Origin of the sequence: Gilliamella sp. Nev5-1 (assembly GCF_001690895.1) — a bacterium.
GTDB classification, from domain to species: domain Bacteria; phylum Pseudomonadota; class Gammaproteobacteria; order Enterobacterales; family Orbaceae; genus Gilliamella; species Gilliamella apicola_C.
Genome location: NZ_LZHO01000081.1, coordinates 1 through 15,486, shown reverse-complemented (window position 1 = coordinate 15,486; position 15,486 = coordinate 1). Strand labels below are relative to the sequence as shown.

The window sequence follows — 15,486 nt, the reverse complement described above, 5'->3', positions numbered from 1 at the left end:
ATATGTTAACTATTAAGCAGTTATCTATTTTACGCTCAACAGGTAAATCCTTTTTTAGTGTTTGCCTGCCTGAGCTAACCGTCAAAGCTGGTGAAGTTGTTGTTATTCAGGGCGATAGTGGTGCAGGCAAAAGCACATTACTTGAAATGGTAGGAATGATTTTAAAACCAGATGAAATTGGCCACTATAAATTGATTGTTGATAATTATGCAATCGACATTGCAACGCTAATCGAGCAAAACCAGCTTGATAAGCTGGCTGATATTCGAGCTCAGTATTTGGGTTTTATGTTACAAACAGGTGGATTACTGCCTTTTTTGACTGTTCGTGATAACATTTTATTATCATTGAAGTTATTACAAAAAAAAGTGGATAACAGCCGGTTTGATTATTTAGTGCAAAAACTTAAAATTGACCATTTGCTAAATAAATATCCTAAACAGTTATCTATTGGTGAAAGGCAACGTGCTTCTTTTATTCGTTCCATTATTCATAAACCGGCGTTATTACTTGCCGATGAGCCAACCTCGGCATTGGATCCCTATAATGCAAGTTTACTTTTTGATTTAATTATTGAGCAAGCTCAGCAAGACAATATTGCTGTGATGATTGTAACGCACGATTGGCAACGCATTGCAAGCAAAGGGTTATTTACTTTATCAGCTAACTTAACTTCCCCTCAATCCTCAGTATTTTTACCATTACAAGATAAGGTGTAAAAAATGACTAAAGCAATATTAAAATGGTTACTTGTTACTCGCTTATCTTTAGCTGACTTATGGTATGACAAAAAAGTTTCGTTTTGTATTATCGCCTCGGTGATCTCAGTGATTACGCCATTATTATTGTTATTTAGCTTAAAATATGGTGTGGTTTCTCAACTTAGAGAACAATTACTTAATGATCCACAAAATTTAGAAGTCAAAATCGTTGGTAATTTACAATTCACGAGTGAAATGTTTGAGTGGATAAAAAAACAGCCTGAAACGGCTTTTGTTATTCCTCTAACACGCTCATTAAATACACAAGCTGATTTAATGAAAGATGCGAGTCATTTTGTGAATAATGCCGAAATTATTCCTACGGCTACAGGTGATCCAATAACAGAAGCTACGCCTTTGCTTAATAATAAAAATCAAATTATATTAAGTGCATTATCGGCAGAAAAAATGCAAGCAACTATCGGTAGTCGTGTGAAAATGGTGATAACAAGGCAGCTTGATGGAAAACTGGAAAAAGGCATAACCATATTAGATGTGGTAGGTATTATTCCCGAGAGTCGTTATAGTCGAGCAGCTGCTTTTGTTTCTTTAGATTTACTTATTGCCATGGAAGATTTTTATGATGGCTACCAAAGTGATATTTTTTTAACGTCTACTGGGCAATCAAATCCACCAAAACATACTTCGTTTGCGCGAGCCCGTATTTATGCCAATTCACTAGATAATGTCGCCCCATTAGCCTTTAAATTACGAGAAAAAAATATAGAAACGCGTACACAAGCTAACGCGATTGAAAACATGCAAGCAATCGATCGAGTGCTCAATTTTATTTTTAGTGTCATTGCAATTACAGCTGTTTTAGGGTGTATTTTGTCATTTACAGGGGCATTTTTATCGAATATTGAACGTAAACGTAAAGATATTGCCTTTATGCGATTACTTGGATTTCGTTCAAAAAGCATTATGCTTTATTTAATCAATCAAGCAATGATTTTAAGCTGTTTAGCTTTTGTTATCTCTTGTGTGCTTTTTGGATTAGGAAATAGTGCCTTTAATTTAGTTTTAGGTAAAAATTTGATTTCACAATCCGTGGTGAGTCAATTACAATTTTATCATCTTATCGTTGCTTTTTTACTGACTTTATTTATATCAAGCGGCGTTGTGGTTATAGGAGGGCGACGTGCTATTAAAATTCAACCAGCAGAAAGCTTACGTGAAGCATAGTTATCCCCAATGTATTCGATTGGCTTATTGGGGTTTGGCTGCAATAAGCTTACTTCCCTCATTAAGCTTTGCTGAGCCTTGGGACAGTAAATTTTATAATCCCAAACCAGCCAAAGATGATGTCATTTTACCCATGCCGTGTGACGGTAGTTTAGTGATGAAAAAGGTATTTACTCCTACCAATAAATCGTTAGATGATGTCAAAGTTATTTTAGGAAGTAATCAAAAAGAACTTGGTTTTGCTGAATATGCGACACCCAACTATATAGCAGGAAGTTTTTCTGATGCAGGTAAAGAGCGGTACTATTTGATAGGTAAATATGAAATTACCGTATTGCAATATCAATCTGTAATGAATGACACCTGCCCAATGCCTAAAGTGAACCTCTCTTTTCCTATCACTGATATTAGCTGGTTTGATGCTATAGCTTTTACGAATAAATATAATCGTTGGTTAATTGAAAACCGGTCAAAGCTAAAATCAATTAGTTTGCCTAATGGTTATGTCCGTTTACCGAATAATACCGAATGGGAATATGCCGCACGAGGTGGTTCGAAAGTAACTGAATCAGAATTTCGTGAATCACGGTTCCCAATGATGGGGAATTTGGAAAATTATGCGTGGTTTTCTGGTGCCAAGTCGGCTAATGGAAAATTACAACTTATTGGACGGCTTGAACCTAATCCGTTAGATTTGTTTGATATCTTAGGTAACGCAAGCGAAATGATGTTTGATTCGTTTCGAATGAATAAACTCGATCGCTATCATGGCCAACAAGGCGGTATGACGGTTCGTGGTGGTAGTTATTTGACACCTGAATCATCAACTACCAGTGCTTTTCGTACCGAAAAACCTTTTTATGATGATAAAGGTGCTTATAAGAGTAAAGATGTTGGGTTTCGTTTGGTTTATACAACAGAAGTGATTAATTCTAGTGATAAAATCAAAGAGTTAGAAAAAGAATGGAACCAATTAGGTAGCGAAACGGAAAGCTCAGAAAATGCTAATGTTGTTAGTGAGCTTGAAAAAATCACCAAACAAGTGGAAGACGAGAAAACAAAAAAAGAATTAAATCAACTTAATACACTGTTACGTAGTGCTAACCAAGCTCGTGATGAACAACGAGATCGATCCATTCAGTCAGCATTACAGTTAGGTGCATTTTTGTGTGCGAATGTTTCAGATTTAAGCAGTAAATTTGAGTATAATGACAATTTATATAGAACAATGGCTAATGAAGTTTGTGATCCAAAAGAAAGCGATACTTTAGATGATGACAATATGTGTTCAAAAGTGAAGCTAGATAATTTGAAACAAGTTGTTGATGAGTCTAAAAATGCTCGGGACTTTATATTGAAATATTATTCCGATACTATTGTTAATACTGCGTCAAATTACGAGAAAATTACTATTAATGATCAAGTTAACTCTACTCAATTTATTTTAGAAAATAGTGGCAAAGCTAATATGAGTGACTATTTAAAACTCTATTTCAAACATATTAATCAATATATTGAATCGGGGAAAATTGCGAGATCAGCTTGGCTACAAACATGCAATGAAATAAAAGGAAAAAGATGATGAATAAAATTATAGTAACGCTGTTTTTGTGTGTATCGCTTATTTTAACTGGCTGCCAAGGCGGAGGAGGAGTCAGCTCTAGAAATGCCGACCCTGCTTTAACAAAAAGTAACACAGCTAAGTTTTTTAGTAAATCAGCATGGCAGTCTTGTGCTGTTGGCGCGGGTTTAGGCGGTATTGGTTGTATGTTAGCAGGTGGAAAAGCTGGCGTTTGTATTGCATCAGCTGCGGTTGGTTGTGGTGTGATGATGGGCGCTAACTATTATCTTGACAGTAAACGAGCTGAATATGCTAATGCCGAAATGCGCCTTGATGTTTACATCCAAGACATTCAACAAAATACTTACGAAGTTCAAGCAGTAACCGAAACAGCTAAAGCTGTGTTGAATAAAAATTTAGCGACTCTTAAAGTGTTAAATAATCAAATCAAAAAAGATACGTTAAATAAAAGACAAGCTAAAAATGATTTAACGCAAATTGATGCTAATATTGCCTATTTAAATGATAAATTAAAACGCATGAGAAAAGTTGAAAATGATTGGGTTTTAATCTCTTCTCAAGAACAACAATCAGGCGTTAATGTATCAAAACTCGATAAACAAATAAGTCAATTACATAAACAAATTACAGTGCTTGAAAATCAAATTAATCTTGTTACACAACAACGTTCAGCAGTTAAGGTTAGCTAATTATGAAAAAAACACATCTTCTATTACTCAGCCCGCTTATTTTTTTAGCTGGTTGTTCAACAACTCCCGAACAGTGCGATCCGACTAATACTAACATTGGTATTATGGATAAAATTAGCTGTAATTATTCAGGAAATTACCAAGCTCGGATCGATCAGAAAAAGCAAATTCTGGAAAATGAAGTAAGAGCGAATCAGCAATTTAAAGAAATCTATGCGACAATTGAAAAACAGAAAAACGATACCTCATTAAGTGTTAAACAAAAACAAGCGCAACAACAAAAATTGAAAAATGATTTAACTAAATTAACAAACGAAGTTAAACAAAAGGCTAAAGGTCGTGATGATCTACAAGCTCAAGTTAAAGACATTGAACAGCAACTAAAAAAAGCTAACAATTCAAATAATTCACAAATTGAAAAGCAAGTTGAGTTAGAAACGTTAAACAAAAAACTTCAACAGTTGCAAAAGGCATTAAATATATAAATTTTTGTTTAATCGCTTTTTTATAACAGTAGAAGAAATAAAAGGAAACAGTTACGCAATGCAGCGAATAGCAAGGTTTATGTGTGATCATAATAATTCCGAAAAGATGTCTTTATTAGATCAATATAATTCTTTGCTAGCGCTGCTAGAGCCACATTTAACCGAGCGTACTTTTTCAATTTTAGCTATACCGAGATTGATTAACGATAATCAATATATTGGTTGGTATACCCTTTTAGAAGGGCAAGCTGTCTTATTGAGTGAGATTTGTAATCAATCACAGAAAAGTAAGATAGAAAAAACATTGCAAGATCGTATTAACGATATCGAAGCAGTGGTTAAGTCAATGCCAATAACTGCTGAGCAGCAAGGATTTATTTCATCATGGTTACCTAGAATTAAAAGCTTAGGTAACCCTATTTATGTTATTAATGACGAACCCGTTATCATTAATAACTTTGAAGATCCGATTTTGCCTCCCGCGCCACCTCCTGTTATTCCACCAAAACCATTTTGGCGCTGGTGGCATTTTTTACTTTTAGCTTTATTATTGCTTGGTTTGTTTGGCCTCCTTTGGTATCTATTTTGCCCATATGAAAAACAAAAGCCTGCGGCTCAAGTTGCTGAACCAGCCATTACTCAACCAGTAGAAGAAAAGAAACCAGAACCTGTTGTGGAACCCCGCAAAGAAGAAGTTGAACCAGTTGTAAAATCAACATCAGAGCCAACTTCAGAACCAACTTCAAAGCCAACGGTCGTTGCACCTAAGAGCTGTATCGCCCGTGAAGAGATTGTCAGTAACAGTGACGCACCTAAAATGGTTATGATATTTGATAATTCAGCATCAATGATGTTTACATTGATGGAGTCTCAAGCAGCTATTAATAAATTCTTGAATACAGATGATTTAATGTCGCCAGAAGAAGCCGAGGCTTATATAAAACGCATGACACGCCTGCCTAATCGGTTATCAAGTAGTAAAAAAGTAGCATTAGCAAGCATTGATAAAATACAAGCAAACGTTGATATTGCATTAGTCACACTCTCATCTTGTCCTGTAGCACAAACTACACCGTTTTATAGTTATGACAATAGAAGTAAGTTAAAAAATAAAATTAACAGGTTAAAACCACTAGATAATAACAGCGCAACGCCATTATATAGTGGCATAAAGCAAGCCAGCAAAATGCTTGATGGTGTAAACCGTGATGATTACATATTAGTGATTAGTGATGGCCAAGACAATTGTACCAAAGCTAATATTTGTTCGTTAGCGAGCAAAATAGCCACTCAACAACCGCGTTTAAAGATAAATATTGTGGATATTGCTGGGAAGCATAAAATTGATTGTGTAGCTAATAAAACTGGCGGTAAAGTCTATGTAGCTCAAAGCCCAGCACAGATAGTTGCACAAATGAATAGCGCCGTTTCAAGTATGAATATTAGCAAACCGCTATGCGAATAATTATTTTTAAATGATGCTATATAAATGTATATAGCACCATTTGTATTTCTGTTTATGGGCCTGTTTCAAAATGAGTACAGTTTTAGTATAAAATTAAACTATAAGGGATTAAATTAATAATGCAGCGAATAACTCGGATAGCTTTTGAACACCATGATTCCGAAAAGATGTCTTTATTAGATCAATATAACTCTTTGTTAGCGCTGCTAGAGCCACATTTAACTGATCGTACTTTTTCAATTTTAGCTATACCGAGATTGATTAACGATAATCAATATATTGGTTGGTATACTCTTTTAGAAGGGCAAGCTGTCTTATTGAGTGAGATTTGTAATCAATCACAGAAAAGTAAGATAGAAAAAACATTGCAAGATCGTATTAACGATATCGAAGCAGCGGTTAAGTCAATGCCCATAACTGCTGAGCAGCAGGAATTTATTTCATCATGGTTACCTAGAATTAAAAGCTTAGGCAACCCTATTTATGTTATTAATAATGAGCCCGTTATCATTAATAGCCTTGAAGATCCGATTTTGCCTCCCGCGCCACCTCCTGTTATTCCACCAAAACCATTTTGGCGTTGGTGGCATTTTTTACTTTTAGCCTTATTACTCTTTGCTTTACTGGGCATTCTTTGGTATTTATTTTGTCCATATGCAAAAGAAAAGCCTGCGATTGCTGATGTTGAGCCCGCCATTACTCAGCCTGTTGATGAAAAGAAACCAGATCCGGTTGTTGAGCCACCTAAAGAGGAACAACCCGTTGTAAAATCGGAACCTGAAGCGATACCAGAGCCAGCACCTAAAAATTGTGTTACTCGTGAAGAGATTGCCAATAATACTGACAAGCCTAAAATGGTTATGATATTTGACAATTCAGCATCAATGTCATTGACGTTGATGGAATCTCAAGATTCTATTAATAAATATTTGAACACTGATTTCTATTCAATGTCGCTAGAAGACGCTGATGCCTATGAAAAACGCATGACACGCCTGCCTAATCGGTTATCAAGTAGCAAAGAAGTTGCATTAGCAAGCATTGATAAAATACAAGCAAACGTTAATATAGCATTAGTTACACTCTCAGCTTGCCCTGTAGCACAAACTACACCATTTTATGGTTATGATAATAGAAGTAAGTTAAAAAATAAAATCAACCGGTTAAAACCACTAGATGATAACAGCGCAACACCGTTATATAGTGGGATAAAACAAGCAAGCAAAATGCTTGATGGCGTAAACCGTGATGATTACATATTAGTTATTAGTGATGGTCAAGACAACTGTACCAAAGCTAATATTTGTTCGTTGGCGAGCAAAATCGCTACTCAACAGCCACGTTTAAAAATAAATATTGTGGATATTGCTGGACAGCATAAAATTGATTGTGTGGCAGAGAAAACTGGTGGTAAAGTTTATGTGGCTCAAAGCCCAAAACAAATAGTTGAACAAATGAACAATGCTGTTTCAAGTATGAATATTAGCAAACCGCTATGCGAATAATTATTTTTAAATAATGCTATATAAATGCATATAGCATTAATTGTATTTCTGCTTTGAGTATGTTTTAAAATTAATGTAGCTTTAGTGTAAAGGTAAAATGTAAGGGATTAAATTAGTAATGCAACGAATAACTCGAACAGTCTTTGAGCATAATAATTCAGAGAAGATTTCTCTACTAAAACAATATAAATCCTTACTACCATTACTAAAGTCACATTTAACTGATCGTACGTTTTCAATTTTAGCAACACCAAAGTTAATTGATAACAATAAATATGTTGGCTGGTATACTAATCTTGAAGGTCAACCTGTTTTACTTGATAGTATTGCTGATGAGTCGCATAAAAATCAAATAACTAAGACATTACAAACACGTATTAATGATATTGAAAGAGCTGTTAAATTGATGATCTTAAGTGATGAAGATCAGCGTTTAATTTCGTTTTGGCTTCCAAGAATTAAGAGTTTAGGTAATCAGATTTATGTTATAAATGAAGATCCTGTTATTATTAATGCCTTTGAAGAGCCTGTTATGCCCGCACCGGCTCCTGTTATTGTGCCCAAACCGTTTTGGCGTTGGTGGCATTTTTTACTTTTAGCTTTATTTCTGCTTGGTTTGTCTAGTTTCCTTTGGTATTTATTTTACCCCTTTGATAAAGAAAAGGCAGTTGCCCCTCAGCAGCCAGCGCCAGTTATTTCATCATCTGTTGAAACAAAACAAGTAGAACCTAAAACAGAGCCAGTTGTTGAACCACAAGATCTTTTGCCGACATCAGAACCTGCGCCAATTGTAACATTTGAGCCTAAACCAGAGACAGTGCCTGTACCTGAGCCAGCACCAAAGGTAAAAAATCCACCTAACTGTATAACCAAAGAAGAGATGAATAAAGATCCTAATCCATCTAAAATGGCAATTGTGTTTGATAATTCATTATCCATGACGGTGACATTGAATGAATCGCCATCAGAAGTGGAGCAATATTTTCAATATTTGACTTATGGTTATAGGAATATGTCCGAGCAGGAAAGAATCCAATACGAAAAGCGAATGACGCGCTTACCAACTCGTTTATCAAGTAGTAAGAGTGTGGCTACATCAAGCATTGATAAGATACAACCGAACATTGATATCTCGCTTGTGACACTAACAAATTGCCCAGCAGCATATGTTTCGCCATTTTATAATTATGCTAACCGAGGAACACTAAAGCGTAAAATTAAAAAATTAACACCAACTGCAGCAGGAGGGGGAGGGACACCTTTATATAACGGGCTAGAAAAAGCCAGCAAAATGCTAGATGGTGTAAAACGTGATGACTATATACTTATTATCAGTGACGGCGAAGATAATTGTACAAAAAATAACATTTGCACCTTAGCGAATTATATTGCTACGCAAAAGCCTAGGTTAAAAATTAATATCGTTGATATTGCTGGTGAACACAAAATAGACTGTATTGCTAATGCCACTGGTGGCAAAGTTTACATTGCTCAAAGTCCAAAAGATATGATCAAACAGATGAATAAAGCGGTTTCAAATTTGAAAATTAATAGACCAGTATGTCAATAAAAAAACACAAAAAATAGTGGATTTATTAGCTAATTCATTGATATAGGTTATTGATAATTATGCTATCATCTATTTTTTATTTATAAATTATTAAGCATTATCACAAGATCCAAGTAAAAATTTTCACAACTTGATTTAGCGTTTAATATTTAGTTTTGTCAGCTATTCATTCGGTGCACCTCGTGTTTGTTCCAAACTATTTAAAAAGCATAAATATTGGCTAATACTATTTGTTCATTAGTCATTTAATGTTTTATGCGGAACCATTCTTAAAAAATCCTTACAAATATTTCAATCTGAAAAGTAGTCAATTTTTTTTTCAAACGTTATAATTCAGGTGATTAAAAATTAATCTAACTTATTTTACTAGCCAAAAGCTATAACAGAGTTAAATAAAACAGATAATTAATTGAAGAAAGGAGTATTTTGTGCATTACCGCGATAGAATGCAGCAGCTTTATGTTTTAAATCTATTAAATCACTATTGTAGACAGGTTTTCTCGTTCACTTCATTAATATTAGTAAAATTCCCTATAACATTATTGCCGTTATTGCTATTGCCGTTTTCGTTCGATTCTCAGGCATTATCAGCTACCACAACAAACACGATTCAAGGTAGTGCGCCTTATTTAACGTTTAATAACGGTAAAACAAAAGTGATAAATACAGAAGATTTATTAGCTATTACCTTATCAGATGGCACTACCATTACTCCAATTACTAATACTTCAGCAACAAACCCAATCGTACTTCCTCGTGTTGGAGAGACTTTAGCCGATGTTGGCATGTTAGTACCATCAACAACTGATACGATAGAGTTAAAAGCACTTATTGATGCGCCTTATTATTATTGGGGTGATGATGATGGTGATGGGCAGGAGGTTAATGGCGTAACGGCTATGGGTAGCTTAACCGTTAATATTACAGATAAAAATAATCGGGTAGTTGGTCGCGCTGATACTTTAGATATTGCTAGAGCGCCTTATAAAGTAGTGTTAAGTAATACAAATAGTAGTTTAAGTACCCAGTATGGTGTACCTAATCGTAGTACTTTTAACGCTGGCACAGTGACTTACTACATCATTCCAAAATCATCACCAGCCGTTCTTTATGCTAAGCCTAATTTGAGGCTTGGCGGAAATAATGAACCAGGCTTTAATGGGTGGAAATTTGCTGGTCCAGCTAATATTTGGCAGCCAAACAGGGGCTTTCTTCCTCAATCTATAATACCGACATCATATAACCTTAACTTCCCAACCACGGGCGCAAATGGCTTATATTTTGATTTAGATATATCGGAAGGTACCCAATTGACTTGGCCTTCCATTACCCATGAGGGAATAACGGCTATTATGACACCCAATGCGAATGGCACCCGTGTGCGAGTTCTGCTAACAGGTCCTGTGGCAACTAATGATCAAATAAAGGAGGCAAACCCAGCTCGAATTTACACACCAGCCTTACCAAAAACGTTTGAGTTAGTTGGTTATGATAGTAGCGGTGCAGCAGTGATAAAATATGGATTTGTGTTACAGAAGTGGTTTGTCAGCCGTGGTGAAAGGTCAGCAACCAACATCGAAACTGAAAATTGGTGTACTAGCTTAGGTTATCGTCTTCCACAAGCAAAAGATTTTACTAATGCGGTCTGCTCAGGGGCAAACGAAACTATGTTCTGCCGAAGTTTAGTTGGTGCCACGCCAGCATCAAGTGGCCATCATTATCAGCGTCAAATCGGTGCTGGATTTTTCTCTGAGTGGGGGGATATAATCCATTATAAAGGTGCTGGTATTGCAAATGCTTGGTTCTGGACGAGTGATCCCTATGGAGGATGGAGATTTCGTATCGATTCAACTGCTGGTTCTGCTGATGGAGATTATCCTTACAACCACAACAATGGGTTGTGTATCTATCCGTGATGATAATTAGCTTGACAAGCAGGATTATCAGCTAATTAAGGCTAAGCATTAAAGAAGTTGCCTTAACTTAAAATGGAGACGCACGCACGAATGATAATATTAAAGAATAACGTGCTTATTATTAATGTTAATCAACAACAATAAGCGTTGTTTCGAAATAAAGATAAAAGGATCAAAAAGAATTCTATACTGAAACGCATACCTACTTAAAAATTTTTAACAAGATTCTTTTTTTATAAATTTTTAATTCAATTTGTTATTTTTCTTGTTTTAATCAATAAAAGACTAGGCACCTGCCTAGTCTTTTATGTTGTATATTAAAATAGCGTAACCTTTAAAAATCTAAATTGGCTGCTTTAAGAGCATTTTCTTCAATGAATAATCGTCGAGGTTCAACTTCATCACCCATAAGGGTTGTAAACAATTGATCTGCTTCAATCGCGTCTTTGATGGTGACTTGTAACATACGGTGCCTGGTTGGATCCATGGTGGTTTCCCATAATTGTTCTGGGTTCATTTCTCCAAGCCCTTTATAACGCTGAATAGTTAAGCCACGACGAGACTCTTTAATTAACCAATCAATGGCTTCTTCAAAAGATTCAACCGGCTGTTTACGTTCATCGCCCTCAATTGGTGATCACTACTAGCGTCAAATAGGGGCTGGTTTCTGCGCGAAGTGAGGCGATACGGGGGGTTACACCAGCGCGGGCTTTGAGAACCACTACTACTGGCCAAGTGACGCTGCTGGTGGTGACTACCAGTTCTCTGTTTTCATGGGGTGGTTATTTGGGCAACCACAATGCTTTGCCGAATAACACTAATTACTATGGACTTTGCACCACTCCTTAGTATTTGATGCTTAGTTCTTAATCCTGAGGTAGTGTGCGAAGCTTATGGTGCAAATAAAGGACAATCCATCCAAGAAACAAGCCCACCGCGCATTAGGCCGGGCCTTGAACCAGCAGATCATACAAGTTTGTTCTTTTGCAAATAGACAGCAAAAGCGCTTTCCCCAGAATAAAAGCCAGTTCCCAAAAAATTCATTATTATACTCAAACATCTATCCTAAACTTTTTGACATTATTTATTAATCTTTCTATAAAAGGGTGGTTAAATTTTTTTAAAGCGTTATACTTTTTATATTAACAGATTAATTTGGCTTAATTTATTAGCTAATAATTATAAAAATCAAATAAACACAAAACAATTGATATACAGGATGTTATGCAGTATAACTATAGCCTACAGATCTGGCCGCATTATGTTTTAAGCATTTCTAAATACTACTTAAATAAGACATTTAGCTTCGGTATCCTTTTTACCCTAAACTTATTAAATACACATACACAAGATTGCCACTTATTCTTGCTAATTAGTTTTCGTAAACCGCTAAATGTTAGCCTGAAGCAGCAATTACAATTAGCGGAGCTATCACAGCCACGTTTATCGCGTTTATCTAGTTTAACTTTATGGCTATTTAAAGTTTCTTTTACATTAGTACCATTGTTGTTAACGTGTGTAGCAAATGCAAAAATGTTATCAGCCAGTACTTCAAATATCATTGAAGGTACCGCTCCTTATTTAACATTTGATGGCGGTATAACCAAAGCTACTCAGACGGATGGTTTGTTAAGTATCAAGTTATCGGATGCTACAGTAATCTCACCAATGAGCAATACATCTTCACTATCAAAACCAATAGTGTTACCTAGTGCCAGCGATACGTTTGCTAATGTTCTCATGTTTTTACCAACAACCAGGAACTCAATAAGTTTAAACACACTCGTTAGAGCCCCGTATAACTATTGGGGTGATAATGATGGTGATGGGCAGGGGAGAAGAGGTATAACGGCAACAGGCAGGTTAAGGGTTCGGATCAAGGATAAAAATAATCGAACAGTTAGTCGTGTTGATATTTTAGATATTTGCAATGCACCTTATAAAATGGAATTAAGCAATACCAATGGCAGTTTAAAGACGCGGTATGGTGTGCCAAATCAAACTATTTTTGGTGTGGATGCTGTAACTTACTATTTCACCCCAGAATCGTCAGCTAAAGTTTGCTATGCCAAACCAGAATTGCAAGAAAGTATAGGTCGATATGCCGGTCCTGCTGAAATGTGGGATACAAGAAAAGGGTTTATTCCCCAAGCAACTACCCCATCATCATACGCTAGTAACTTTCCTACTACTGGTGCGAATGGTTTATACTTTGATTTAGACATAGGAGGAAGGGGTTCTCTAACTTGGTCATCAATCACTCAAGGTGGTATAACTGCTACCATGACACCCGATGCGAATGGGACAACTGTGCGCGTTACTTTAACAGGACCTGCGTCAACCAAAAATGAACAGAACGCTGACTTACCAGGGCCGCTTCAGGCTGGAATACCAAACTTACCGCAAATATTCGAGCTAAAGGGATACGATAGTAGTGGTAAAGAGGTGGTAAAATATGGATTTGAATTGAAGAAGTGGTTTGTTAACCGTGGGCTTAGAACAGCTGAAGCTGCCAACCAAGAAGCTTGGTGTTCAAGCATAGGCTATCGGATTATACAAGTCAAAGACGTCACCAATGCAACCTGTGATGGTAGTAGTAGTTGTCAAAATGCAGTTGGTGCCACACCTTCATCAAGGGGCAATAATTACCATCGCCGAATTGGTGGCGGTTTGTTTAGTGAGTGGGCTCGCCTAGCTAATTATAGTGGTTCAGGCTTTAGTAACCTTAGCTATTGGACAAGTGATGTAACAGGGGAGCGTTTATTTCATGTATACTCGTACAATGGTCGGGTTTACCGTGCTGACCCTATCGGTAACTATTACGGGGTGTGCGTTTATCCTTAGCTTTTAGTTCTGAGTTTTTAATTCTTGTACGAATTAAGAGTCAATTAAGTTTAAAAAAAAACAAAGAAATCTGTTTTAATTTAAGTGGCTACACGCCAACAAAGTTGGCAAGCCATGCGTTTTTGTATCTAAAACAGCACAAATGCTTGTCTAATATAAAAAATATCCAATCAAAGAGAACTTAACAATCCATTTTTTATACTCAAACGCATAGTTACCTGAAACTTTTTGACAAGAATTTTAATTTTTCTGAAAAAGCATAATTTAGGCCATAGTTACATTTTTATAGGTAGTTATAACTTTATTGAATAAAAAAACCAGACATGCGTCTGGTCAGATTGATGACAAAGAACTCGCTTTTTGGCGAGTTCTTTGATCTAATAGAGAGGAGTCCATTATAAGAGAAGTTCTTCTATGCTAAAAAAACCAACTCCAGCGACACCAGAAAAAATAGAGCAAATCTCGCTAGATGCGCTTGTCCCCCAAAATCATCTTGTTCGTAAAATAGCTAAAGTCATTGATTTTGAATTTATTCGAGAAGCGGTAGCACCACTTTATTGCCCTAATAACGGTCGTCCGGCAGAAGATCCGGTCAGACTGTTTAAAATCATGCTATTGGGGTATCTTTTCGGTATCCCCAGTGAACGTCGTCTGGTTCAGGAAATTCAGGTCAATTTAGCTTACCGCTGGTTTCTGGGAATGGGATTAACCGAAAAAGTGATTGACGCCTCAACACTCAGCCAAAATCGTCGCCGTCGGTTTAATGACAGTGAAATCTATCAACAGATTTTTGATAATATTGTTGAGCAGGCCATTGCCAAAGGGTTGATAAGTGGTCGGGTTTTATATACGGACAGTACTCACCTAAAAGCAAATGCCAATAAAGGCAAAGCAGGTAATGAGCAGCGTATTGTTGAGCCCAGTCAATATATTGATGCGCTTAATCAAGCCATCAACGCAGAAAGAGAATTAAACGGAAAAAAGCCTTAAAGCCATCGACGGTAGAGAAATACAAGGAGGTTAAAGTCAGTACAACAGATCCGGACAGTGGCTTTATGCATCGGGAAGGCAAGCCTAAAGGGTTCTTCTACTTAGATCACCGAACGGTTGATGGCAAACATAATTTAATTACCGATACCTATGTCACAGCCGGAAATATCCATGATTCCCAGCCTTACATGGCTCGATTAAAACGCCAGCTAGAGCGGTTTGGCTTTAATCCGGTTGGTGTCGGTCTTGATGCGGGTTATTTTACGGCTCCCATTTGCCATTTACTGCTGGCAGAGCAGATATATCCGGTGTTGGGTTATCGCCGCCCCACCCATGGTGCGAATCCCATCAGAAAAAAGCAGTTTATTTATAACAGTCAAAACGATACTTATACTTGCCCAAACGGGCAAACATTAATATATAAAACTACCAGCAGGGAAGGTTATCGTCATTATCATTCTGATGCAACAACCTGCAAAATCTGTCCGTTATTG

10 protein-coding genes and 2 pseudogenes are annotated in these 15,486 nt (G+C 36.5%); 11 read left to right on the top strand and 1 reads right to left on the bottom strand.

Annotation, left to right across the window (positions count from 1 at the left end):
* The first annotated feature begins 2 nt into the window (after window positions 1-2).
* From A9G41_RS11085 to A9G41_RS11045, 9 genes are all read left to right on the top strand, one after another.
* Window positions 3-719 (top strand): ABC transporter ATP-binding protein, encoded by a 717-nt coding sequence (locus tag A9G41_RS11085; RefSeq protein ID WP_075539677.1) that lies wholly within the window; start codon window positions 3-5, stop codon window positions 717-719.
* Between the two features lie 3 nt (window positions 720-722).
* Window positions 723-1,946 carry an ABC transporter permease gene (locus A9G41_RS11080; protein ID WP_065588244.1) on the top strand — a complete coding sequence of 408 codons (1,224 nt, stop codon included), beginning with the start codon at window positions 723-725 and terminating at the stop codon, window positions 1,944-1,946.
* Window positions 1,903-3,528, top strand: coding sequence for an SUMF1/EgtB/PvdO family nonheme iron enzyme (locus A9G41_RS11075; protein WP_218057726.1), 1,626 nt, complete (start codon window positions 1,903-1,905; stop codon window positions 3,526-3,528). Before A9G41_RS11080 ends, A9G41_RS11075 begins: the two co-directional genes overlap by 44 nt.
* Window positions 3,528-4,217, top strand: coding sequence for a hypothetical protein (locus A9G41_RS11070; protein WP_065583318.1), 690 nt, complete (start codon window positions 3,528-3,530; stop codon window positions 4,215-4,217). Before A9G41_RS11075 ends, A9G41_RS11070 begins: the two co-directional genes overlap by 1 nt.
* A gap of 2 nt (window positions 4,218-4,219) precedes the next feature.
* Window positions 4,220-4,702, top strand: coding sequence for a hypothetical protein (locus A9G41_RS11065; RefSeq protein WP_065583319.1), 483 nt, complete (start codon window positions 4,220-4,222; stop codon window positions 4,700-4,702).
* A 79-nt stretch (window positions 4,703-4,781) separates the two neighbouring features.
* The gene (locus tag A9G41_RS11060) at window positions 4,782-6,167 is read left to right on the top strand and encodes a VWA domain-containing protein (protein ID WP_176700848.1); all 1,386 of its coding nucleotides are present in this window, start codon (window positions 4,782-4,784) and stop codon (window positions 6,165-6,167) included.
* Between the two features lie 119 nt (window positions 6,168-6,286).
* The gene (locus A9G41_RS11055) at window positions 6,287-7,672 is read left to right on the top strand and encodes a VWA domain-containing protein (RefSeq protein ID WP_065583321.1); all 1,386 of its coding nucleotides are present in this window, start codon (window positions 6,287-6,289) and stop codon (window positions 7,670-7,672) included.
* Between the two features lie 118 nt (window positions 7,673-7,790).
* Window positions 7,791-9,242 carry a VWA domain-containing protein gene (locus tag A9G41_RS11050; protein ID WP_065583322.1) on the top strand — a complete coding sequence of 484 codons (1,452 nt, stop codon included), beginning with the start codon at window positions 7,791-7,793 and terminating at the stop codon, window positions 9,240-9,242.
* Between the two features lie 428 nt (window positions 9,243-9,670).
* Window positions 9,671-11,158 (top strand): hypothetical protein, encoded by a 1,488-nt coding sequence (locus A9G41_RS11045; protein ID WP_065583323.1) that lies wholly within the window; start codon window positions 9,671-9,673, stop codon window positions 11,156-11,158.
* Window positions 11,159-11,492: 334 nt separating this feature from the next.
* Here the strand turns inward: A9G41_RS11045 and A9G41_RS13665 are convergent.
* Window positions 11,493-11,789 (bottom strand): annotated as a pseudogene (locus tag A9G41_RS13665) (DNA gyrase subunit B); the annotation flags it as partial.
* A 734-nt stretch (window positions 11,790-12,523) separates the two neighbouring features.
* Here A9G41_RS13665 and A9G41_RS11035 point away from each other — a divergent pair.
* Window positions 12,524-14,002 (top strand): hypothetical protein, encoded by a 1,479-nt coding sequence (locus tag A9G41_RS11035; protein WP_143425464.1) that lies wholly within the window; start codon window positions 12,524-12,526, stop codon window positions 14,000-14,002.
* A gap of 414 nt (window positions 14,003-14,416) precedes the next feature.
* Window positions 14,417-15,486, top strand: a pseudogene (locus A9G41_RS14790) (IS1182 family transposase); the annotation flags it as partial.